At 37.3% G+C, this 24,446-nt stretch carries 21 protein-coding genes and 1 riboswitch; of the genes, 4 read left to right on the forward strand and 17 right to left on the reverse strand.

From position 1 onward, the window contains the following. The first annotated feature begins 78 nt into the window (after positions 1-78). The gene (gene acsA, locus MHH96_RS04890; RefSeq protein WP_061797056.1) at positions 79-1,797 is read left to right on the forward strand and encodes an acetate--CoA ligase; all 1,719 of its coding nucleotides are present in this window, start codon (positions 79-81) and stop codon (positions 1,795-1,797) included. Positions 1,798-1,855: 58 nt separating this feature from the next. On the opposite strand, the gene amyS is transcribed toward acsA, so the two are convergent. After that, positions 1,856-3,481: an alpha-amylase gene (gene amyS / locus MHH96_RS04895; protein ID WP_341116845.1), complete on the reverse strand. Its 1,626-nt coding sequence runs from the start codon at positions 3,479-3,481 to the stop codon at positions 1,856-1,858. Between the two features lie 250 nt (positions 3,482-3,731). Between amyS and MHH96_RS04900 the strand changes: the two genes are divergently transcribed. Then, on the forward strand, positions 3,732-4,649 hold the full coding sequence (locus MHH96_RS04900; RefSeq protein WP_095258297.1) for an aldo/keto reductase: 918 nt from the start codon (positions 3,732-3,734) through the stop codon (positions 4,647-4,649). Positions 4,650-4,714: 65 nt separating this feature from the next. Here the strand turns inward: MHH96_RS04900 and queF are convergent, their stop codons facing one another. The 8 genes from queF to MHH96_RS04940 form a co-directional block, all read right to left on the reverse strand. After that, positions 4,715-5,215, reverse strand: coding sequence for a preQ(1) synthase (queF, locus tag MHH96_RS04905; protein WP_047940920.1), 501 nt, complete (start codon positions 5,213-5,215; stop codon positions 4,715-4,717). Positions 5,216-5,340: 125 nt separating this feature from the next. Beyond that, positions 5,341-5,387, reverse strand: a riboswitch (PreQ1 riboswitch). 88 nt (positions 5,388-5,475) lie between these two features. Then, positions 5,476-5,856 carry a monovalent cation/H(+) antiporter subunit G gene (mnhG, locus tag MHH96_RS04910; RefSeq protein WP_047940921.1) on the reverse strand — a complete coding sequence of 127 codons (381 nt, stop codon included), beginning with the start codon at positions 5,854-5,856 and terminating at the stop codon, positions 5,476-5,478. Further along, positions 5,834-6,118: a Na(+)/H(+) antiporter subunit F1 gene (locus MHH96_RS04915; RefSeq protein ID WP_047940922.1), complete on the reverse strand. Its 285-nt coding sequence runs from the start codon at positions 6,116-6,118 to the stop codon at positions 5,834-5,836. The genes mnhG and MHH96_RS04915 overlap by 23 nt, the downstream gene beginning before the upstream one ends. Then, positions 6,111-6,593, reverse strand: a complete 483-nt coding sequence (locus MHH96_RS04920; protein WP_047940923.1) for a Na+/H+ antiporter subunit E — start codon at positions 6,591-6,593, stop codon at positions 6,111-6,113. The genes MHH96_RS04915 and MHH96_RS04920 overlap by 8 nt, the downstream gene beginning before the upstream one ends. Before the next feature lie 40 nt (positions 6,594-6,633). After that, entirely contained in the window at positions 6,634-8,115 is a 1,482-nt protein-coding gene (locus MHH96_RS04925; protein WP_341116848.1) for a Na+/H+ antiporter subunit D, read from the reverse strand. Then, entirely contained in the window at positions 8,108-8,446 is a 339-nt protein-coding gene (locus MHH96_RS04930) for a Na(+)/H(+) antiporter subunit C (RefSeq protein WP_047940925.1), read from the reverse strand. The genes MHH96_RS04925 and MHH96_RS04930 overlap by 8 nt, the downstream gene beginning before the upstream one ends. Continuing rightward, complete coding sequence (locus tag MHH96_RS04935; protein WP_047940926.1) at positions 8,446-8,871, reverse strand: Na(+)/H(+) antiporter subunit B; 426 nt, start codon at positions 8,869-8,871, stop codon at positions 8,446-8,448. Before MHH96_RS04935 ends, MHH96_RS04930 begins: the two co-directional genes overlap by 1 nt. Further along, positions 8,855-11,272 (reverse strand): Na+/H+ antiporter subunit A, encoded by a 2,418-nt coding sequence (locus tag MHH96_RS04940; protein WP_047940927.1) that lies wholly within the window; start codon positions 11,270-11,272, stop codon positions 8,855-8,857. Before MHH96_RS04940 ends, MHH96_RS04935 begins: the two co-directional genes overlap by 17 nt. Before the next feature lie 231 nt (positions 11,273-11,503). On the opposite strand from MHH96_RS04940, the gene MHH96_RS04945 reads away from it, so the two are divergent. Next, the gene (locus MHH96_RS04945) at positions 11,504-12,196 is read left to right on the forward strand and encodes a universal stress protein (RefSeq protein ID WP_047940928.1); all 693 of its coding nucleotides are present in this window, start codon (positions 11,504-11,506) and stop codon (positions 12,194-12,196) included. A gap of 37 nt (positions 12,197-12,233) precedes the next feature. Here MHH96_RS04945 and MHH96_RS04950 read toward each other — a convergent pair whose 3' ends face one another. Continuing rightward, entirely contained in the window at positions 12,234-12,791 is a 558-nt protein-coding gene (locus MHH96_RS04950; RefSeq protein WP_047940929.1) for a tyrosine-type recombinase/integrase, read from the reverse strand. A 310-nt stretch (positions 12,792-13,101) separates the two neighbouring features. Continuing rightward, positions 13,102-14,379, reverse strand: coding sequence for a histidine--tRNA ligase (locus tag MHH96_RS04955; protein ID WP_341116850.1), 1,278 nt, complete (start codon positions 14,377-14,379; stop codon positions 13,102-13,104). A gap of 303 nt (positions 14,380-14,682) precedes the next feature. Between MHH96_RS04955 and MHH96_RS04960 the strand changes: the two genes are divergently transcribed. Further along, positions 14,683-15,321 (forward strand): copper homeostasis protein CutC, encoded by a 639-nt coding sequence (locus MHH96_RS04960; protein ID WP_047940932.1) that lies wholly within the window; start codon positions 14,683-14,685, stop codon positions 15,319-15,321. Positions 15,322-15,392: 71 nt separating this feature from the next. On the opposite strand, the gene MHH96_RS04965 is transcribed toward MHH96_RS04960, so the two are convergent. The 6 genes from MHH96_RS04965 to MHH96_RS04990 are packed head-to-tail and all read right to left on the reverse strand — an operon-like array spanning position 15,393 to position 24,321. Next, on the reverse strand, positions 15,393-16,151 hold the full coding sequence (locus tag MHH96_RS04965) for an alpha/beta hydrolase (RefSeq protein WP_095258300.1): 759 nt from the start codon (positions 16,149-16,151) through the stop codon (positions 15,393-15,395). A 10-nt stretch (positions 16,152-16,161) separates the two neighbouring features. Then, on the reverse strand, positions 16,162-17,133 hold the full coding sequence (locus MHH96_RS04970) for a LacI family DNA-binding transcriptional regulator (RefSeq protein ID WP_047940934.1): 972 nt from the start codon (positions 17,131-17,133) through the stop codon (positions 16,162-16,164). A gap of 18 nt (positions 17,134-17,151) precedes the next feature. Further along, positions 17,152-20,466, reverse strand: coding sequence for a GH36-type glycosyl hydrolase domain-containing protein (locus MHH96_RS04975; RefSeq protein WP_095321958.1), 3,315 nt, complete (start codon positions 20,464-20,466; stop codon positions 17,152-17,154). A gap of 10 nt (positions 20,467-20,476) precedes the next feature. After that, a complete protein-coding gene (gene bglX / locus MHH96_RS04980; RefSeq protein ID WP_095258302.1) occupies positions 20,477-22,636 on the reverse strand; it encodes a beta-glucosidase BglX in 2,160 nt (719 codons plus the stop codon). Between the two features lie 11 nt (positions 22,637-22,647). After that, complete coding sequence (locus tag MHH96_RS04985; RefSeq protein WP_061797067.1) at positions 22,648-23,478, reverse strand: carbohydrate ABC transporter permease; 831 nt, start codon at positions 23,476-23,478, stop codon at positions 22,648-22,650. A 12-nt stretch (positions 23,479-23,490) separates the two neighbouring features. Then, positions 23,491-24,321, reverse strand: coding sequence for a carbohydrate ABC transporter permease (locus MHH96_RS04990; RefSeq protein WP_369988880.1), 831 nt, complete (start codon positions 24,319-24,321; stop codon positions 23,491-23,493). Positions 24,322-24,446 lie beyond the last annotated feature (125 nt).

Consider the following 24,446-nt stretch of genomic DNA (forward strand, 5'->3'; position numbering starts at 1 on the left):
ACAACATTAAAATTGTATATATAGTGTTTACCCATTATAATGGTGTTGTAAAAATATTGAAATGAGGGGGATGTATTAATGAAATTGGAAGCGTTTCCACCTGTAAAAGGCAGACATAACCTTGAAAACTATGAGGAGCTGTACCAACATTTCAAATGGGATCAAGCAGAAAAGGATTTTTCATGGCATCAGACTGGAAAAATTAATTTGGCCTATGAAGCTATTGATCGTCACGCTGAAAACTACCGCGCCAATAAAGTAGCCCTCCATTATTTTCATCCATCAAGAAAAGAAACATACACATTTAAAGACTTAAAGAAATTCTCCAATAAAGCTGGAAATGTATTAAAGGATGTAGGAAATGTAAACAAGGGAGATCGAGTGTTTATTTTTATGCCTCGTTCCCCAGAGTTATATTTTGCTTTACTTGGAGCAATCAAACTAGGTGCCATTGTCGGCCCATTGTTCGAAGCCTTTATGGAAGATGCGGTGAAAGACCGTCTCTATGATAGTGAAGCAAAAGTAATTATAACCACACCTGAACTAGTAAATAGAATTCCACATACAGAATTACCTGCTCTCGAAACTATTTTTATTGTCGGTGAAAATATCCAAGAAGACGATAAAACAAAGGATTTCCTTCATTACTTTCAAACAGCATCTACAGAATTAGACATAGAATGGGTCGATCGCAAGGATGGTTTAATCCTTCACTATACCTCTGGGTCAACAGGAAAGCCTAAAGGTGTGCTTCATGTTCACAATGCTATGATCCAACATTATCAGACGGCAAAATGGGTATTGGATTTACAAGAGGAGGATGTATATTGGTGCACAGCTGATCCTGGCTGGGTTACAGGTACCTCCTACGGAATCTTTGGGCCATGGCTTACAGGCTCAACAAATGTTGTGGCAGGAGGTCGCTTTAGTCCTGATGTATGGTATAAAACGATCGAAACTTTTGGAGTGACTGTTTGGTATAGTGCTCCTACCTCCTTTAGAATGCTAATGGCGGCTGGAGAGGAGGTAACAGAAAAATATACACTCTCTTCGTTACGTCATATATTAAGTGTTGGCGAACCACTGAATCCCGAGGTAATTCGATGGGGATACGATGTGTTTGGACATCGTATCCATGACACTTGGTGGATGACGGAAACTGGTGCTCAACTAATATGCAATTTACCATGTATGGATATTAAATTAGGTTCAATGGGGAAACCATTACCGGGAATTGAAGCAGTAATTTTAGATGACAATGGCAACATTCTGCCGCCAAACCAAATGGGGAATTTAGCCATAAAAAAAGGCTGGCCTTCGATGATGCATACAATATGGAACAACCAAGAAAAATTTAATAGCTATTTCCAACATGATGAATGGTATGTTTCAGGAGACTCTGCTTATATGGATGAAGAGGGATATTTCTGGTTCCAAGGGCGAGTCGATGATGTTATTATGACTGCTGGAGAAAGAGTTGGACCATTTGAAGTGGAAAGTAAATTAATCGAATTTCCAGCAGTGGCAGAAGCTGGCGTCATCGGTAAACCGGATCCAATTCGAGGAGAAATTATCAAAGCCTTTATTGCATTGGTTGATGGCTATGAGCAAACGGATGAATTAAAAGAGCAGATAAGATTATTTGTAAAAACCGGCTTGGCTGCTCATGCTGCTCCAAGAGAAATCGAATTCTGTGAAAAGCTGCCAAAAACTCGGAGTGGGAAGATTATGAGACGAGTACTGAAAGCTTGGGAGCTTGGTCTTCCAACAGGCGATCTTTCTACGATGGAGGATTAAGAGAACGAAAAAAGAGAAGAGTTGCTCCAGTAAGATTGGCTAACTCTTCTCTTTATTATTATTTTTGTACATAAATAGAAACAGAACCGCCATTTACATAGAATTGGCCCCAGCCATCATTATTAATAGTGACTGTTTCCTTTCTATTCCCTGTAATATCGTACCAGACTTCTCCAGCATTTTGTTTTCCTACTTCCATCCATTTATATCCTCCAGGACCATCTGTTATTAACGTCGCCAGTCCTGATTTATCCCTTGCAGCCTCTCCCTCTCTAGTCCATCCGATAATATCCCAATGATCAATATAGTCACGTTGCAAACCATATGCATAGTTTTTGCGAGCAGTTAGAATCGGATCCAACTGCGTTTTTAAAGAAGGAATCTCATAATTACTATTTCCTTTCGTTCCATAGTAATCTCCATAAAAAACAGATGGATATCCTTCAGCTCTTGTTAGAATGAAAGCATAGGCTAAGGGCTTAAACCATGTACTTACAACAGACTCCAAAGATTGTCCTGGCTGGGAATCATGGTTTTCCACTAAAGTAACTGCCAGCCTAGGATTGCTTTCCATTACAGTTCCTTTTAGAATATTCCTCATATCATAATTTCCATTGCTATTAGATGCATAATGAAAATGATAATGGAGAGGTGCATCAAAAACAGACTGATTATAATTTGTCTTTGCTAAATAGTTATTTAGCTGCCCAATATCATTCTGCCAGTATTCCGCTACAGTAAACATCTCTTTACCAGTCTGGTTTCTTACATGTGTTACCCAGTCCCGCAGGTAATCATGTTTTATATGTTTAACCGCATCTAATCGAAAACCGTCTAAATTTAATTCTTTTGCATACCAGGTTCCCCATTTTTTCATTTCATTGATTACATCTGGATGTTCATAGTCAATGTCTGCATACATTAAATAATCATAATTACCATTCTCACTTGAGACTTCCCAATCCCAAGCCTTACCAGTTCCCCGAAATTTATATATTCTATTTTTTTTCCTACTCTCATCCCAATCAGTCCCATCGAAGTGATACCAATTCCATTTAAATGGAGAATACGTATTGCCTCTCCCAGGAAAAGTAAAGCCTGTCCATGCAGATATTTGATAATCGCCGGATGTTTCCCGGTTTCGATTATTTGGATCTACTTCAACTGCAGTTACAGTCTCTGTAAAGTCAGCTCCTCCTTTATGATTCATTACTACATCGCCATATACATGTATATTTTGTTTATGTAATTCAGCGATTGCCGATTTCAATTGGACTTTTGTACCATATTTAGTCCTGACCGTTCCTTTTTGGTTAAACTCCCCTAAATCATATAAATCATAAGCACCATATCCAACATCATTTTGACTTGTTCCTTTATATGCTGGAGGGATCCAAACTGCCGTTACCCCTTTACTAGAAAGATTTGCAGCATCATTTTGAAGTCTTGTCCAATGATTTCCATCATTCGGTAAATACCATTCAAAGTATTGCATCATCGTCCCATTTGTAGAAGCCGCTGATACAAATTTTTCACTTCCAAAGGGAAACAACAAAAAAATAAGTATTACAATAATAAACGCTTTCCTTATAAAACCTCTCATTCTATTTCCACCTTTCTTGTAAGCGTTTTCTTTTTTTATAATAATTATATGTTTACTTGTAGGGGATAGTAAATAGGACATCTTTCATTTCTTTTATAAAGAAACCTTCATCAGTTGGTTTTCCTCATAATACTGCTGATGGTTAGTTCGCTTATTTGATCTTTACAGGGCAGTTATTTCTAACTTTGTTTCCTTCATTTCCCTTTAGTATGAGGAGGATTAAGAGCGGGATAAAAAGTACATAATATTTGCCGTTTAAGCCGTTCATATGTCAAAATGAATGAGGAAACAATAAAAGCGCTTTCCATATAGTTTAGGAGGAGTAGAAATCATGAGAACTATGAAGCTAGGTAGCAGTAATTTAGAAGTGCCAGTAGTGGCAGTTGGCTGTATGCGTATTAATTCATTAGAAAAAAAGGAAGCAGAACGATTTGTCCAAACTGCTTTAGAACATGGTGCTAACTTCTTTGATCACGCAGATATATATGGAAAAGGTGACTGTGAGGAAATATTTGCTGACGCTATACATATGTCACCAACTGTTCGCGAAAATATTATCCTACAATCTAAATGCGGGATCAGAACAGGAATGTTCGATTTCTCCAAAGAACATATTTTGCAATCAGTAGACGGTATTTTACAAAGATTGAACACCGAATATTTAGACACTCTTCTACTCCATCGCCCAGACGCTTTAGTGGAACCAGAAGAAGTTGCAGAAGCATTTGACATTTTGGAGCAATCAGGAAAAGTTCGCCATTTTGGTGTTTCCAACCAAAATCCAATGCAAATTCAATTATTGCAAAAATATGTGAAACAACCAATTGTGGCTAACCAATTGCAATTAAGTATTACAAATGCGAATATGATTTCTAATGGGATTAATGTCAATATGGAAAACGACTCAGCCATTAACCGTGATGGCAGCATATTAGACTTCTGTCGCTTACATGATATAACGATTCAGCCTTGGTCCCCATTCCAATTTGGTTTCTTTGAAGGCGTTTTTCTTGGCAACGATAAATTCCCTGAATTAAATCAACAAATTGATGAAATTGCAGACAAATATCAAGTAAGTAACACAACCATTGCGATTGCCTGGTTATTGCGTCACCCTGCCAATATGCAGCCAGTAATCGGCACAATGAATGCAGATCGATTAATTGATTGCATAAAAGCAAGTGACGTTTATTTAACAAGAGAAGAATGGTACAGCATTTATCGTGCCGCTGGAAATATTTTGCCATAATCTTATTAATCCAAAAGAAAAACCAGTCAACTACTCTTCATAACGAGTCGCTGACTGGTTTTTTCTTATCGATTGTCTACCTTTTCTGGGTACATATCATGGTTCATTAATCGATGTGCTGCCATCTCTTCAAATTTAGTGCCCGGTTTTCCATAATTACACCATGGGTCGATGGAAATTCCGCCTCTTGGAGTGAATTTTCCCCATACTTCAATATATCTTGGATCTAACAGTTTTATTAAATCATTCATAATAATATTGACACAATCTTCGTGAAAATCTCCATGATTGCGAAAACTAAATAAATACAACTTTAAAGATTTGCTTTCCACTATTTTCTTATTTGGTATATAAGAAATATACATTGTCGCAAAGTCAGGCTGTCCTGTTATTGGGCAAAGACTTGTAAATTCAGGACAATTAAATTTCACAAAATAATCTCTATCCGAATGAAGATTATCCACTGATTCTAATACCTCTGGTGCATAATCACTTTTATATTGAGTATTTTGATTTCCTAACAAAGTTAAATCTGTTAATCCTTCTTCGTTCTTTCTTCCTGACATGAAAAAGTCCTCCTTGTTTGGTGTTTCCCAACACTGCTTAAAAGAGAGGCATTTACCTTACGCAGAAAAACTAGCTGAATCAAACAAAAAAGCCATGTCCTTTATGGACATGGCGTGAATTGCATGTATCCATAGTTTTTTATAGAGGGTATTTGCTATGAACCTCTCCCGTTTCAGTACGGGCATATCTTTTCTTACTATATAGAATCCACAAAAATTCGTCAATTAAAAATCGCTGGCCTTCTATATCTTTTTTCCCTTTATTTATGAATTACTTCCACTGTTTCTATCCCTTCTTTATCCATTTCAGCATTCAGATCATCTTGTACCGTTATATCCGCAAGCTTAACTTTTGAGCGATAAGCGGAACGAACAATGACATGGGATGCAACAGGAGAAGTTAAAAAAACAAAGAAAATTCCCAAGAACAGGCGAATGCTAAAAACACCTTCTATAATAAAAAAGACAAATGTGCCAACAAGGGTAAAGAGTACTCCCATAGTAGAACCTTTGGATGCAGCATGAGATCTTGTGTATACATCTGGCAGTCTTATTAATCCAAGGGAACTCAGAAAACAAAAAATAGCGCCACAGAATATAAGCAGAACAGATATGAGTTCAATCAGATTGTTTTCGCTCAATGACTACACCTCTTTCCATATATCGGGCAAAAGCAATCGTTCCAATAAACGACAAAATTCCAATTAATAAAATCACCTCAAAAAAACCTGTATTCCGAAGCAGAACGGAAAAAATCGCTACTCCTGCAATTAGATTGATTCCTAAACTATCTAATGCCTGTATTCTATCAGGTGCTGACGGTCCTTTGATAAGACGATATATTGTTGCAAGAATAGATATAATCAGTAAAATTAACGATCCAACCAATAATTGATCAATCATAGCGAGTCACCCTCTTTATGGCCATTTCGAATTTTTCCTTTGAACGAAAGATGGATTCCTTTTGTGCAGGGATATCCATTGCATGAATAAAGAACTTTTTATTATCGGAAGTAACCTCTACTACAACAGAACCAGGAGTTAAATTCATTAATAGAGCTAGTAAGGAGACTTCCAATTCCCCCTCTAATTCCGTTTCTAACGAAAATATTCCTGGGGAAATATTTAATCTTGGCCTTGTTATCTGCCTAATCACAACAACACTTGAGGTAAACAGCTGCTCAATAAAAACAAAAAATAACTTTACGACCGCAAAAAATGTTTCTAAATAAAATTTAGTTGGCAAATAGCGACGCAAGATAAATAAAACTAGTATACCGAACAAGTAACCAGTGAAAAATGTTAAGACATTCCATGTGTCCTGTAAAAACATCCAGATGATACCGATTAATAAGTTGATCAATATCTGCATAGGCATGGATACCACCCCTTTCTGTCTATTTACTACTTAAATTCCCTTAATTATTGCTTAAAACAGCTTTGACATAATAATTGGGGTCCATCAAGCCTTCAACTGCCAAATCTACATATTCATGAATCCCTTCTGTCCCTATCCCTAATGCAATGGTTAAGAAAGTAAGGAAAGCTATTGGCAGCATTAATCCCTTCGTGGTCCCTTTTTCTTGTTCTAGTGTTAAATCGGTATAGCCCCAAAACACAGCCATAAATACTTTCATAATAGAATAAAGGACAAATAAGCTACTGATCAGTCCAAATGCACCTAACCAGTAATATCCTGCACTAAAGGTACCCTCTGTAATAAATATTTTTCCTAAAAATCCACTTAGTGGAGGAATTCCTGATAAGGATAAAGCTGCAACAAAGAACATCCAGCCTAATTGCGGGTGCAAACGAATCAATCCACTCATCTCATCTAATTTACTTGTTCCAGTCAGATGAATAATTGTGCCTCCCAGTAGAAAGATAAGTGCCTTAATCACCATATCATGAATGAAATAGTAGATGGAACCAGTCATCCCCACTGTTGAGTACGTAGCAACACCCGCTAAAATAAACCCAACACCAATAACCACATTATAGGTCATCACTTTATAGATATCTCTATAGGCTACAGCTCCAATTGCTCCAAGGGTCATTGTAATAGCTGCGAGAATTCCAATTAATAAATGGGTAATGTGAACTTCATGATAAAAAATCAAGGTAAACACTCGAATAATCGCATACATTCCTACCTTGGTTAACAGCGCAGCAAAGATAGCAGAAATAGCTGTTGGTGGTGCACTATAAGAGCCTGGTAGCCAGAAGAATAAAAACAATCCAGCTTTTAAGCTAAATACAATTAGGAATAAAATTGCTACCGTCGTCATAAGCCCGCCTTGACCAACCTCTGCAATACGGACAGATAAATGAGCAAAATTTAGCGTTCCAGTAATGGCGTATAAATAAGCAATTGCAACGAGAAACAGAAAGGATGAAATAATATTTATCAGTATATATTTAATCGATTCTCTTAGCTGAACCCTTGTTCCTCCTAATGAAATCAGGACATATGAAGCAACAAGCATTACTTCAAAACAAACAAATAGGTTAAATATATCTCCTGTAAGGAAAGAACCGTTTACACCTGTTATCAAAACCAAGAATAACGGATAAAAATAATACTTCTCCAATTGTTCCCCAATCGAATGAAATGCGTACAGCAAACAGCAAAACCCAATAACACTCGTAACGAGAACAAGAATTGCTGCAAACATATCGGCAACCATACTTACACCAAACGGCGCCTCCCATCCTCCTAATTGAATGGACTGAATCCCGTCTGTTTTAATTTGATCAATTAAAACACACGCCACAATAAAAACAGAAAAAACTGCTACTAAGCTTAATATCCGATGAAGGATAACTTTATCTCGAAAAATAACCATGATCATCGCAAATACGATAGGAAGGATGATCGGCAAAATGACAATATTATTCATCCTCATTACCCCTTAATAAATCTGTATCATCGGTGCCTAGTACTTTATATGCTCTGTAGCTTAGTACTAAAAATAAAGCTGTTGTTGCAAAGTTTATGACAATGGCCGTAAGCAGCAATGCCTGAGGCAGAGAATCTGCAAAAGTATGATCGGTTATACCTAAGAGAGGTGGCCCTCCCTTATTCAATCCACCCATTGTAATAATAAGCAAGTTTACACCGTGACCAAGAATAGATGTCCCTAAAATAATTCGTAATAATGTCTTTGTTAAAATAAGGTAGATTCCGATAGAGAATAAGACACCTACAAGAATAGACATTAACGTCTCCATTATCGATCATCCCCTATTGTCATAATAATTGTTATGGCGGTCCCGATAACGGCAAGAGCCACACCCACATCGAAAAGGACTGCAGTCGCCAACTCTGTTTTTCCGAAAATCGGCAGATCAAAGTATCCAAAGGCTTGGGTTAAAAATGCTTCCCCAAATATCATTCCCCCTACCCCTGTCAAAACAGCGATTAACACGCCAACTCCCGCTAATACTTTAAAGTCAACAGGAAGGTTCTTTCGTACGGATTCAATATCAAAGGTAAGAAAAAGCAGTATAATCGCTGCCGCAAAGGTAAGACCGCCAATAAATCCGCCACCTGGAAAATGGTGTCCAGAGACAAAAAGATTGATCGCAAAGGTGAGGATAATGACGACAGCAACCTTTGCAACACTTCGGATGATAATATCATTTGGTTCCTTCATTCTTATCTCCTCCCACTAGTCTTACCTTTATTAACGTATAAACGCCCAAACCTGCCACTGTAAGCACAAGAATCTCTAACATCGTGTCAATACCACGGAAATCTACCAAAATGGCGTTAACGATATTTTTTGCGCCGGCCAGTTTATAGGAATTTTCATAATAGCTTGAAATAGAAGCAAATAGATGGGTTCCATTTGCAGATAGAGCAATCAGTGTAACGACTAGCCCTATGCCAATCGAAATAATGGCATTAACCACTTTAAAAGGTACCCTGCTAATTTCTTTCTTTAATTGCGGCAGATGATAGAAGCACAGCAAGAATAATACAGTAGTTACCGTTTCTACTACTAATTGCGTAAGTGCTAAATCTGGAGCTCTAAAAAGAACAAAGAAAAATGAAACAAGAAATCCTAGCGCTCCAACCGCTACAATAGATGTAATTCTCGATTTGGAGAACAGCACCGTGACAGAACTTACTATCATTGCAATTACTATTCCCATATCAAAGATAGTAATTGGTGAATCATGTGACATATCAAATGTAAAACCATTAAATAGGAACAAGGATCCCCCAATGATTAAAATGATAAAGCCAAATATATAGACTAAATAATCACGTAAAAAGCCAGTCATATAAAAATCAGTAATGGACTTGGAGAATTTCTCCAGATATTCCAAACCTAGATTATATAAATTACTTAATGTAAAGGCTTGTGGATATAAACGATAAATCTTATACCATTTTCGTAAAAGTAAATATAGTATCGTGCCTAATCCCACCACACCAATCGTCATCCAAAGCTCTGTATTAAATCCATGGAAAGCACTAATTTTTTTCGACTCCACCGTATGCGCAAGTGTTGGCAGCACGGCTGCAAATGCTGGCTTTAGCAAAAACTTCGAGACAACATTTGGAATAAAGAAGAAAAGAATAACAAGCGCACCTAGGATGATAGGCGAGAGTAACAAGCCAATCGGTGCCTCATGCACCACCTTATCTAGTTTTGGTGCTTTATTTTTCCCTCTAAATGTTTTAAAAATTAATACCATGCAATAAACAAACGTTAATACACTAGCAATCCAAGCTATAATAGGAATAAAAATTCCAATATGCTGAAGATTAAATATTTCCATTTCCGATGCTTGCACAACAGCGGTAAAGAACATTTCTTTACTTAGGAAACCATTAAATGGTGGAAGACCAGCCATCGAAAAACCGCCAATTACAGTAAGGGTAAAGGAAACTGGCATTAAGTGAATTAGCCCGCCAAGTCTCCGCAAATCCCGAGTACCGGTTTCATGGTCAATTATTCCTACGACCATAAATAAAGAGCCCTTAAAGGTGGAATGATTTACTAAGTGAAAAATCGCTGCAAAAATCGCTGTTGCATACAGCCCTGCTTCTTCTACAGCTAACCCTTTATACATTGCAGCAGAACCCAAGCCAAGCAGACTCATAATTAATCCTAATTGACTAATGGTTGAATACGCTAATAATGCTTTTAAATCTGTCTGCTTCACGGCATTAAAGGAGCCATATAGTAAAGTAAAAATGCCTATTCCTACAACAATCCAGAACCACTCCATCGTCCCGCCAAAAATAGGAGTTAGACGAGCAACTAAATAAATTCCTGCTTTAACCATCGTTGCCGAATGTAAATAAGCACTGATTGGAGTCGGTGCTTCCATGGCATCAGGAAGCCAAATACTAAACGGAAATTGGGCAGACTTCGTAAATGCCCCTAGCAAAATGAGAATCATTGCTGGTATAAATAAAGCATGGCCTTGAATTAAATCAAGTTGAAGCAGCGTTTCTCTTATGCTGGTTGTATCTGCCATAATAGAAAGCATAATCAAACCCGCCAGCATCGCAAGTCCGCCAAAAACAGTAATCAACATTGCCTTCTGTGCGCCATATCTAGAACGGTCCCTTTCATACCAATAAGCAATTAACAGAAAGGACGACACACTCGTAATTTCCCAAAAAACATACAAAACATAATAATTATCAGACAATACTAGCCCAAGCATCGCTCCCATAAATAACAATAAATATACATAGAAGTTATGCAACGCCTCGCGATGCTTTGATAAATAGAAAATAGAATATAAAATGACTAAACTTCCTATCCCAGCAATCAGCAATCCAAAAACTAAGCTAAGCCCATCTAAATAGGTTATAAAGTTAATACCGTAGGCTGGTATCCATTTAACCGCAGAAGTAAACACCTCTCCTTTTGCCACTTTTGGAATGTACGTCAACAGGTAGATAAAAATAAGAAATGGCACAAATAGTACAAACCAGCCAGTATGAATTCGCGGCGTCAGCCTTTTATAAATAAAAGGCACAATTAAGGCAAACATAAATGGAAACAATATCATAAAATGTAACCAAGTCATTTTTAATTTCCCTCCTTTAAATTGGTTCTATTTTGATGAACTTAAGTCAAAAAGGTATTTATAATGGAAACGATGTCTAACCTTACTATTAGTAAAAGAATATAAATATATTTGTTCATTTGGATAATTTAAGAAATCCATTGACTCATAAAGTAGCATACGTTATAGTCATACATAGTTTATTATTAATGGTGTAAATCATTCACATCTATACCTGAGGTGAAAAAAATCATGATAAATGGAAAAGAACGCATGGATGAAAGTATTCTCGTCTGCGTTTATTACGGTCCTAACGGTGAACGTCTTATACAACGAGGCTGTAAATTAGCTAATATGCTTGATTGTCCACTCTATATTCTAACGGTGGATTCCAAACCGTTTGATGAGCTGGATGCAGAAAAGTCAAACTATATTTCTAGATGGAAAGAGTTAGCTGAACGTCATAGTGCGGATGCGTTTATCATTAAAGACAAGGAATCAAGACCAATCTCTAAGGTAATCGCAGAAGTAGCTAGAGAAAAAAACATCACCCAAATTGTTCTCGGTCAAACAGCGCAAAGTCGTTGGGAGCAGATTGCAAAAGGTTCGATTATTAATTCGTTATTACGTGAAATCCCATTTGTTGATCTTCATATCATTTCGGTCGCTCGTTTTTTGAAAAACCCTGAAGGTCAATATGAAAAAGGTGTACGTGCATATTTAGTAAAAGAACAAAATGGATACCGTCTAATTTTTAATCATACAAAGCAGGTAATGTATGAAGGGATTTTCTTTAAAGAACATGGTACGGATTTCAATAATGGTGTATTCAAATTTATGAAAGATCAAGAAACATTGCAAGTGCAAGTACATGAGGACATCGTTAACGAATTAACGAATGTTGACATCGATACGAACGCTAGTAACGATGATGATTATCTATAGGCCATTTATACTCCACCAAACTTGGTGGAGTTTTTTATTAAAGATTAACGTCCACTTTAACTAATCTCTTTTCGTGCTTTTCAATGCCTATATATTTTAATGTTTCCGAACGGGAAGTGTGATTGTATACATGCATCAATAAAGAAATAGCAATCCCCTTTCGATAGGCATGGTAGCCGAATGTTTTTCTCAAGGTATGCATTCCAATCTTCCCAGAAATTCCAACTAATTTTGCCGCTTTGTTTATAATCCGATAGGCCTGTTGACGAGTAATCGGTTGATTATTCTTCTGAGACTTAAAAAGAAATTCATCTTCTTCAAATTCATGTTCTTGCAAATACTTCTCCAATTCAGTATGCACTTTACTATTTAAATAGTATGCCTTCACTTCATCTGAATCACGAAGATACAAAAACTCCTTAATTCCCGACGCATCTCTTACATCCCGAACTTTTAATGCGAGTAAATCACTAACTCTTATTCCTGTATTAATACCTAATACAAAAAGGAGCAAGTCTCTTTGAGATTGTTTTCTTAATACTTCTTTAATCGCATTAATACTCTCAATTTCTTTTATAGGATCGACATATTCCATCGGTTTGCCTCCCAATAATGTTACATAACTTTATGTTATCATCATTTAAGTAACATTACAACGAATATCTACTATTAAATATTATTTCTTTTGTAGTATGCTTCTCTTGTGTGGAAATAATCTGTTATGAAGTTTTCTAGAGAATTTGCTTTTCTATGCGACCGGAAAGGTAATTTTTTTAACTTATATGAAAAGGAATATGGATATGTTTTTTCTTTTACCTTTTTTCTTGAAATGGGTTTTGACACGCTTCTAATCCTGACAAACATAAAAAGGCAGTAAATGTCTCCCATCTACTGCCCCATCCTACTTAATATTGAAAAGCTTCTAGCCATTCCTCTCCCGTTTCCATATCTCTCACTTTATACGTATTTCCATCTACCTCGTTTTCTCCTATTATAATGACCTTTTTGACACCTTCTTTATTTGCTTTATCTAAAGCTTTTGCCAGTTTTTTCTTTCCTAGTTCTAATTCCACTTTAAAACCTTGGTCTCGAAGCGCTTTTGCTGCTGATATAGCTTCCATCGGGCGACCAATTGGAATAATGTAGTAGTCTAGCCTTTCCGCTTCTAAATAGCTATTCTCTAATGAAAGAGCGGCAAAAATGACATCCAGCCCAAAAGAAATGCCCACTGTTGCATAAGTTTCTTGGGAACCAATTAGGCCTCCTATCGCGTTATCATATCTTCCGCCACTCCCGATGCTTGACTTTACGCTTTTATCTGTTAAAAAAATTTCATATATCGTTCCTGTATAAATTTCAAGCCCTCGCGCAAGAAATGGGTTAAACAAACAACATGACTCAATTTCTAGCTGCTTTAAATATGCTTGTAATTCATTCCATTCTTCTAACCCCTGTTTGATAATCTCCTCTTTTTCTGCCAACTGTCGATACTCCTCTACAATACCGTCCAAGTCCTTTTGTAAAAAAGATTCTATAGCATCTATCGCCACTTGGTCTAATCCCGCCTCCCTTAGTTCTTCTTTTATTTTTTCTTTACTAATTTTCTCGATTTTATCTAAAATCAAAATCACACGGTTTACCATTAGACCTGTAATATTTAACTGACGGAGAAATCCAACTAATAATTTACGATTATTATATTGAATCGTCACGTCCATCTTTAATCTTCTGAAAATATCTAATGCCATCATCATGAGCTCTGCTTCGGCCACTTGCGATTGAACACCTACAATATCCACATCACATTGTGTGAACTCCCGGTAACGGCCGGTCTTTATTGGTCCATCTCGAAAAACTTTGCCAATCTCGTAGCGTTTAAAAGGCATTTTTAATGTTGGATTCATTGCAACAACCTTCGCAAAAGGGATCGTTAAATCATATCGCAGCGCCAGCTCTCTTTTCCCCCGATCGGAAAGTGTATACATTTCTTCTAATATTTCTGCCCCGCCAGCGTATTTAGAAGCAAGCAAGCTTTGATAATTTAGGATTGGTGTCTCTATCGGCTTGCAGCCATACTGAATGAATACATCTTCCATCGTTCTGCGGATCGTTCTTCTAATTCCTTCCTCTTCTGGCAAATAATCGAGTGTTCCCTTTACATTTTGATAATTCATCTTCTTCATTTTTTTAGCCTCCTGTTTAAAAATAAAAAACCGCCCTTGATTTAAGTAGTAAAACTTAATCAAATGCGGTTTCATGAGAAATAGCCTTCCTATGTACGATTTTTAAATCGAAATAGCAAGACTACTGTTTATGATGATGTAATTGTGAAAGAAAGATACTAAGTGTGCGTTTAACCATTTCCATCACCTCTTATTTTCCAAATACTTTAACATATTAGGAAAGAGAAAACAATAGCCACTTATTATACCGTTCCTTTATGTCCATATATGATACTATCTTAATTAGATTGGTAGGTGATAATAATGATAAAAGAAGTATGTGTAGAAAACTTCACACTTGTTCCAAGCGCCATCCAAAAAGGGGCAGATCGAATTGAGTTATGCGATAACCTTTCTGTTGGAGGAACAACAGTAAGCTATGGCGTTGCGGCAAAAACGATTTCCTATTGCAGAAACACCAATACAAAGGTGATGGCTATCATTCGCCCAAGAGGCGGAAACTTTATTTATAACGAGCATGAGATAGATATTATGCGCCAAGATATCCACCTTTTTAAAGAGCTTGGTATAAATGGAGCTGTAATCGGCTGCTTGAATAAAGCTAACTGGATTGATGAAGAAGCGCTGGAGAAATGCATAGACGCTGCCGCTGGGATGGAGATTACCTTTCATATGGCCTTTGATGAAATTGCTCCTCAGCTAAAATGGCAAGCAATCGATTGGCTCGCATCCCATGGCGTGCACCGTATTTTAACGCATGGCGGCCCTCTATCAACCAGAATAGAGAACAATCTGCCTGCACTAAAAAGTTATATAGAATATGCTGCTGAAAAAATTATTATTATTCCTGGCGGCGGAATAACATCTGCTAACCTGCCGTTGCTTTCTTCGGAGTTAGGCATGAAAGAAGCGCATGGGACAAGAATTTTGGGGAATTTATAATTTTCCTAAAGAGGCATCCTTCTTTCATGAAAACAGCAAAGGGACTATCCCTAAATGGACAGTCCCTTCTTTTAATTATTCGCTTCTTTATAGTTCTCATCAAACCATTTTAATACAATCTGAATTGTTTTATCCCAAAATGCCCAGTTATGATCTCCCGGCATTTCAATATAATGAAAATCTCTTATTTTCTTTTGCGCTTTCTCTCTAAACTTTAAGTTATCCTGATAAAGGAAGTCTTCTGTACCACATATTTGCAGCATTTTCACCTGGCTATCTTCTTTTAGCTTCTCCAAAAGATAGAATAAGTCATTTTCACTGCCAGCCAGCTGCTGAATAGATCCAAAAATATCTGCAAATGCTTTGTCTCTATCTTTATCCCTCTTCCACAATTCCACGGCATCCATTGCTCCTGATAAAGAGGCAAAGCTGTTGAAGCGATTGGGAAAAGTGAGAGCCAATTTCGTTGCTCCATAGCCGCCCATGGATAGTCCAGCAACAAAGCTAGCCTCTTTCTGATCGGAAATACGAAACCACTTTCTCACTAATGCAGGTAATTCTTCCGATAAAAACGTCCAATAGCGATTTCCATTTACCATATCTGCATAGTAACTTAAATCCACTTGAGGCATCACAATCGCAAATTCATACTCTGACGCATATCTTTCTAGTGATGTAGCAGTTAACCAAGCTTCGTCATCATCAGACCAGCCATGTAACAGATAGATAACAGGAATAAGGGGGCTATTCCCTTTATCAGGTAGATAAATATTCATAGAAGTTGCTTTTCCTAAAACTTCAGAACGAAAATTCACTTTAGAGACAGCCATTTTTCCACCCCTACTTTTTATTAGAAATAAATGATTTTCCTTCTACAAAACTGGTAATTATCCATTCATCCTCGACTTCTTCATTATTTATCAACTGAACCACTTTTTCCGCGGCAACCATTCCCCAACGATGTTTGGAATAAGAAATTGTCGCTAATGACGGATTAAGAAAAGAGCCAATTTCTATATTATCAAATCCAATAAGGGAAATATCTGTGCCTATCTTTCTATCTTTATCTTTAAAATATTTATAAATCCCTACAGCCATTTCATCATTAAAAGAAAAAATAGTAATCGGTGAGCATGTCATCTTCGAATGAATGATTTCTGCTGCTGCATAACCCGATTCCTCCGTAAATGCAGAGGGAATAACCTCATATTCTACGCCATAGCGTGCTAATTCGCGTTCACTTGCCTCCAGCCTCTGCCGGCTATCAAACGCTTTTTCTGGACCTGTTACCAAATAAACTTTTCCCAGATTACTTGAAATTATTTTTTCCACCGCAAGCGTTGCTCCGCCTTTATTATCCAATAACACTTTTCTAACATTTGGACAACTAATTTCTCGATCCAGCACAACTAAAGAGTGGCCTCGATTAGCAAATTGAATAATTTCATCCGTGCTAAAGGTCCAATCTAGAATAATACCCCCATCTACCATTCTTTCCGGAAGAAACAGATGGGACTTCTGCCCACTGCAAACAATCATATCGTAGTTGTAATAGGCAAGACCCCGTTTAATTCCTTCTAATAGCTCTCCATAGAAGCTCCCGCCATAATCTGCAAGATAGACAGCTATAATTTTTGTTTCCTGCTTTTTCAATGTTCTCGCTGCCATATTAGGAATATAATTGAGCTCATTTGCAATAGCAGTTATTCTTGCACGAGTGGCTTCCGTTACCTTTGGACTGCCATTTAGTGCATAGGATACGGTAGAAATAGAAACACCAGCTGCCTTAGCTATATCTTTAATCCCTACCATTGCCTTCACCCCTTCCTATTAGCAGTATACTTCTAATATATTTTCTTGTTGTAATACTTTCTTCATTGCTTCCTTATTTAAGCATATTCCACCCTGCCGATAAAGATTATCTTCTAGTCTGTTCTCTAGAACATTTCCATTAAAGATCGCCTTCCTATCTTTAGACCTAAGTATATACTTAATCTCTACAGGCTTATCTAATAATTGAAATGTTACAGTTAAACCATTTAAGCTTTCTGGCAGAACTGGATCAATAATAACCTCTGCAGCTGTTTGGCGAATCCCTAACACATTGCTTATTAACTGATTAATATAAATTCCTGGCCCGCTGGAGTATATACGCCAGCCGCCTTTTACAGGAATACCGCTATTTTTAAGTTTACCAAAATTCTCTTGTGCTTCATACCTCGTTTTGAAATCGCCATCAGAACTGCTGAAATAAACATTACTCTGCCGAATAGCTGCATTTTCTACACGATCTTTAAGACCAATTGGATTAATCGTATTTAATCCTTTCCATGTTTCTTCTGCTTTCCCTAACTTCGCCATTGCTTCCGTAAAACGAATATGGGCGTGTACATATTGCAAACCAATTTCCCTTCCAAAGTTAGCAGCCTGTTCCGCACGTTTAAAGTTAGTGCTTACGCCGCCTTTATAAGATGCAGGCCGATTCATTAACCGCACTCCATCCGGAAAATATAAATTTTCTTTTATAATTTGATAATGACGTTCGGCCATCTCCGGTGTGATTAATTCCGCAATCATACTTCTTGTCATGGGTAATAATCGGTATTGAATATTTGTTTTTTTATCATCTGGATGTATCATTAATTCCACATGATCCGAATCCTCCATATAGACAAATCCTGGAATGGTATCTGTACTTAATATAAAACGGTTAAAGTCCGCTTTAATATTTTTAGCCAAATCAAAAAGGTATGCTGCATACAGACTATCATAGCTCTCTAACGCTCTCGCTAAATTACGGATTGTCTGGTAGGTAAGCGCTACTGTCCAGCTGCTAGCCATATTTTTCTTTAACCTGCTATCATATGGCTGTAATGTATCATCCCAATCTCCATCTCCATAACAGGATAAAAACGTATTCGGCAGAAAATTTTCCTCTATATAGTGGATTTGCTTCTTAACATGCTCCATTAACGGATAAGACTCTTCTGTTTTCGCAAATGTATCCCGATCTGTAAATGGAATAGACTCCGCTAATATGCTCGTATCGCCTGTAAATGTTAAATAATCTCCAACTACCTTTAACGGCCATACAATAACATCGCCATGACTTTCATCTGCTTTAATCTTTTCAAAGCGATCAAACATAAACCACTGCGGCCAATTCCCATCATTTTCGAATTGGTTTGCATATACTTTTTTCAAAATCTCACGGACAATTTCAGGGCGATTAACAGCAAAGAAATATTCCACCGGCCCCTGTGAAACGTCCCTTGTTCCCCATGCAGCCCCGCCATATTGCTCTAACCCATGCGGAGACAGATAATGGACTAGCATATTATGAGAATACCATCTACTAAGCAGATTCATTCTCTCTACTTCTTCTTGGATGAGCGGATTCTCATGCTTCATCTGAAAACCATTTAATAATCCATCCAGATAACGTTCATAGCTTTCCGTCTCTATACTTTCGATCTTTTGATGATGCTGATAATTTCCTCTGTGCAAATTCCCCTGAATAGTAAGGTTTACGGTATGTTCTTGCAGCAATTCTAACATGACTAGCGGGAAGTCAGATCCTTCCTTAAGAGAAACAAAAACCGTTTCATCCTTCAACGTAAAGGGTTGTTCAACATGGATATGATAAGTTAGCTCTGGATAGCCTTGATCGACAGTTGAACTTGGTGTGCCATTAAATGTGATGACTTGATTTGATTGTTCCCATTTAAACGGTACAGAATCCTCTCCATCATTCATTAAAATATGATTACTAATGACGAAATCATATTTTTTCCCTTTTTTACTCTCGATGCTCAGCTTAATCTCATGCTCTTCAACAGAGGTATAATTTGTCACTGTAATCAAGTCGTCCGCAAGCTTGTAATACCATTTAGCAACATTAAAGCCCATTTCAAATGCAGATGGCATAGCTAATAACTGCCACTGATTATTTATTTTTATATAAATCCGTTGACCAGATTTCTTCATTATATTAAGTGAATTTCTATTATTGCTCATCATTTTGTTCATGGAAGTGTTCCCTAAAACAATTTGGGAATTAAAAATTCCATACATATAGACCGTTGTAGCCATTACCGGTTTATCTACTACTAAGTCAGTTCCGCTTAAAAGGATATGACCATGCGGCCTTTCCATTTGAACTTCCTTTTCCTTTAATACAACATGACGTTGATTATCGGTAAAAAAGGACAAAAGTTTTTGATCTACTATCTCTTTTTCTAGTTGAATACCAAATAACTCATCTATTTCCTCAGGAGTCAACCTTTCTGTTTTGATAACTTGATTAACGATACACGTCATTTTATTTACTGGTTTTGTAACCTGTTCCAACTTGCTTGCTTCTACCCAAATTTTTTCTATTTGTTCCGTAGTAAAACAAGGTTTCTCTACGGCTGCTGGATGGTTTTCCAAGATAGAACCATAAAAAACGAACGATTGCTTCTCTTGTACATTTCGTTTCTCTGTTTGCAGGGCCGCATAAGCCATTTCATACTGATAAACCTCTGTTGGAAGGCTTTCTCTCTGTAATGCCTCAGGAATATTTGTTTCTTTGTAGGACTTTCCAAAGAATTGGTATCCATCTGTACTAAATCCAATTGTTTTTTGCAAACATCCTTGTTGTAGATACGGAAATTTACCCTCTTGCGGCTGATTTTGTCTGGAGCAAATTGTATATCCATGCTGTGAATCGATGTAATGATCGATATATTGAGACACATACGCTTCATTTGATTGAACGGCTCCTTTTGCCGCAATGCCAATATCCTGTCCATATAATAAGTCTACTGTTTGATTCCCTTGTAAAGAAACTTCCCAGAACCATACATCCTGTAAAGTTAATATAAATTTAACTTCATAGGATACTCCTTGAAAGGTGCCATTCCAAATTAATACACGCTCACCTACTGCCAGCTTGCTATCCGATTGAATACCTAGTAATGGTGTTGAAAGAATTGTCCCATTTTTAAACACACGCAAATAGATCTGGTTAGCACTGCCATCTAATAAATTCCCTATGAGTTGGTTAACCATTATATCCTTATGACAAATCTCATATATATCCCCGCTAGGAAGAAATGAAAATGTCGTATTATTCCCATTCAATGTAACTATTTGAGTATTCATATCTTCATCCCTATCCTCTTATCTTTTTTAATTTAAAACATTTTGATTGAAGTTCTATGCTATTTGGACCAACCATTACTTCAAAATCGCCATCATCACTGATGAATTGCATATTTCTGTGGGTATATCGAAGCTGCTTCTCCGAAATAATAAATGTTACCACTTGCTTTTCTCCGTTTTCTAAATAAACTTGCTTAAAGTCCTTTAATTCCTTAACAGGACGCACCACTTCTCCGACTAGATCACGAATATAAAGCTGGACCGTTTCTGTGACAGGATAGTTGCCTCTATTCTCCACTTCCACCGTAACTGTCACGGCTTCATTCTCCGATATGGTCTCTTTATCTACTTGCAAATTGTTATAAACAACTTCGCTGTAGCTTAATCCATAGCCAAATGGATAACGTGCATAATTTGAAACATCCAAGTATTTAGAAACATATTTATCGTCCGGATTCTCTTCATAAGGACGACCTGTATTATCTCCATTGTAGTAAACTGGCACTTGCCCCACATTTTCTGGGAAACTCATGCTTAAACGTCCACTTGGGTTTACATCTCCATATAAAATGTCACTTAGTGCATTTCCACCTTCTGTACCAGGGAACCACGCTTCTAAAATGGCAGCTGCTCCATCTAGCTCACTAATATCTAACGGTCGGCCATTATACAGCGTAACGATTATCGGTTTACCTGTATCCTTTAATTGCTTAAAAAGCTTTATCTGTTCTTTCGGCAAGGAAATATTACTTCGGCTGGCCGCCTCTCCACTCATCCATTCTTGTTCCCCTAAAGCTAATACAACGACTTCTGCATGACTCGCTGCTTTTAGTGCACTTGAAATCATGTCTTCTGATAGTTCAAAGTAATCACAAGGTACTTCTGCTGAGAGAATATTAGCAGATTTCGTTTGCATCCCTTCAAGTAACGACACAGCTTCATCCATTTTCCCTTGCCATGACCAAGCTCCTAAAATATCCTGTGAATCTGCTCCCGGTCCGACAACTGCTACTTTTTGATTGGCAGATAACGGCAGGACTCCATTGTTTTCTAGCAATACAATTGATTTTGCTGCTATTTCTCTGGATGCATTTCGATGAGATTGTGACAGTATTACTTCTTTTTCCCGATCCGCATCTGCTCCGCGATGAGGATTTTCAAATAACCCTAAATCATTTTTCAATTCTAAGATTCTTAGCACTGCTTCATTTAAAAGTTTTTCGTCTACTACTTCTTCCTCTACTAACTCCTTTAAATAGTGAGCATAACAAGTGGTCATCATCTCAATATCTACTCCTGCCTTTATGGCAAGCTCCGCAGCCTTTTTTTCATTTCCAGCTACGCCATGAGCAATCAATTCCTTCACTGCTCCCCAATCAGATATTACTACCCCATCAAAACCAAACTGTTCCCTTAATATTTTTCTAAAAAGCCACTCATTCCCAGTTGCGGGAATCCCGTCCACTGTATTAAAGGAGGTCATTACTAATTTAGCACCTGCATCAATAGCAGCTTTGTAACTCGGTAAATAGCTTTCCCTTAGTTGCCGTTCAGACATATCGACCGTATTATAGTCTCTTCCTCCCACTGGAGCACCATATGCAGCAAAATGCTTTACACAGGCCGCTAGTCGTTCTGTATCGCTTTTCAAGTCTTCTCCTTGATAGCCGTGCACTAACGCTTTCGCAAATTCACTATTTAAATGAGCATCTTCTCCTGTTGATTCCATCACTCTCCCCCATCTAGGGTCGCGCACTAAGTCAACCATCGGTGAAAAGGTTACATGTAAACCAGATACACTAGCTTCTAATGCAGAAATTCGCGCCATTTTTTCCGCAGCTTCTAAACTCCAGGAACTCCCTAAACCTAAAGGAATGGGGAAAATCGTTCGAAATCCATGGATAATGTCAGCCATCATTAAGGTTGGAATTCCTAAGCGATGCTTTTTCATATATTCCTTTTGGATACGAATAGCTTCTTCAGCTCCCGATAAACCTAATGTAGAGCCAGCTTGTTTGATATTTTCTTCTGTTAACCCTAAATCAGTTAAAGGTCCTGTCATTTCTTCACTTTTTTTTGTATAAAAATCGGCAGAAAGCTGTAGAAGCTGATCTACCTTTTCCTCTACTGTCATTTCATCCACTAATTTAACTAAATCTTCTTGTCTCATTTACATGCTCCTTACTTCAATCCTGATACATTGAATCCTTGCAGGATGTATTTTTGGAATATCATGAATACAATAATGATTGGAATAATCATAAAGGTAGAACCAGCCATCTGCAGAGCATAATTGCTTGCATATTGTCCTTTTAAAAGCTGTAGACCAACAGATAATGTATAATACTTTTCATCATTCGCCATAATTAGCGGCCATAAGAAGGAATTCCACGCACCGATAAAGGTCAATATTCCCTGCACAGCTATAACCGGGCGTGAAACAGGCATAATTATTTTCCAAAATATTTTCCATTCACTCGCACCATCTAATCGAGCAGCTTCTAATAATTCGTTCGATATAGTAGACATAAACTGACGGAATAGGAAAATGGCGAAAGCCCCCACTAGACCCGGAAGAACAATCCCTGCCATTGTATTTGTTAAACCCATTGCGTTTAAAATCAAATAGACTGGAATCATTGTGACTTGCCCAGGTATCATCATTGTCGCAAGCACTAAATAAAAGAGAATATTCTTTCCCTTGAAGTTATATTTTGCAAAGCCGTATCCTGCCATCGCGTTCAAAATTAGTCCGCCAAATGAGCATAGGACGATAATTAATGTATTTTTTAAATACACGGCAAAGTTAAACGCTAAAAACAATTCTTTAAAATTAGCAAAAGTAATCTCCTGCGGCCAAATAGTTGGAGGAAACTGCATAATTTCTGCATCCGTTTTCAGGGAAGAAAGCAGCATCCAAATAAATGGTAAGACCATAAAAAATCCGCCAACAGTAAGAATAATTCCAACAATCCACTTTGAAGTTCTCATTTGCTTTTGAGATGTATGCATAGCTATTTCCTCCTATAATGATTCTTCATCACTCTTACGCTGAATGCGGAATTGAATCAAGGTAACGATAATAATCGCAATAAATAAAATAAATGACCCTGCCGCTGCATAACCAAACTTACTAAATTGGAACCCGTTCCGGTAAATAAATAACGCAACGGAAGTAGTACTATCTAAAGGCCCGCCATTGGTCATAATAAACGGTTCTTCGAAAAACTGGAGCCAGCCAATCATCGTCGTAATCGTTACAAAGAAAGTTGCAAACTTAAGCATTGGTATCGTAATTTGAAATAATTGTTGACGTCGATTAGCGCCATCTAATGAGGCAGCCTCATAATATTCTTTCGGTATACCTTGAAGAGCCGCTAAAAAAATAATCATATTCGTACCAATTGCTCGCCATAAAGCAAGAATAATTAATGACACTTTCGCCATTGTCGGATCTTGCAGCCACGGTACTGGAGAAACATTGATAAGAGACAGTAAATAGTTTAAAAATCCAAAGCTCGGGTTATAAAGATAACTCCAAACCACTGCTACGGCGACCACATTTGTTATCGACGGCGTATAAAAAATCAACCGAAAAAATTGAAATATTTTATTTTCCCCGAAGTTAATCATAACCGCGATTCCTAAGGAACAGGCGATAACTAAAGGCACACCAATCACTACATAAAACAAGGTATTTCCAATAGACTTGAGGAAAACAGGATCTGTTAAGATTTCCTTGTAATTACTTAATCCCACAAAATTGATCTGTGACCAATCCGCTAATCCAACTAAGCTGATATCTGTAAAACTAATAAAAAAAGCTACAACTATAGGAATTAAGGAAAACAACATTAGTAAGAGCAATGCAGGAGAAATGAATAAATATGGGGCTCTTTTACTAGTAAAGTTTCTCAATTTTAAAGCACTTCCTTTACTTTAAATAGAAAGGAGCATCTCTTTAGAGAAAGATTCCTTTT

The organism is Niallia sp. FSL K6-0212 (assembly GCF_038007605.1).
GTDB classification, from domain to species: domain Bacteria; phylum Bacillota; class Bacilli; order Bacillales; family Cytobacillaceae; genus Niallia; species Niallia circulans.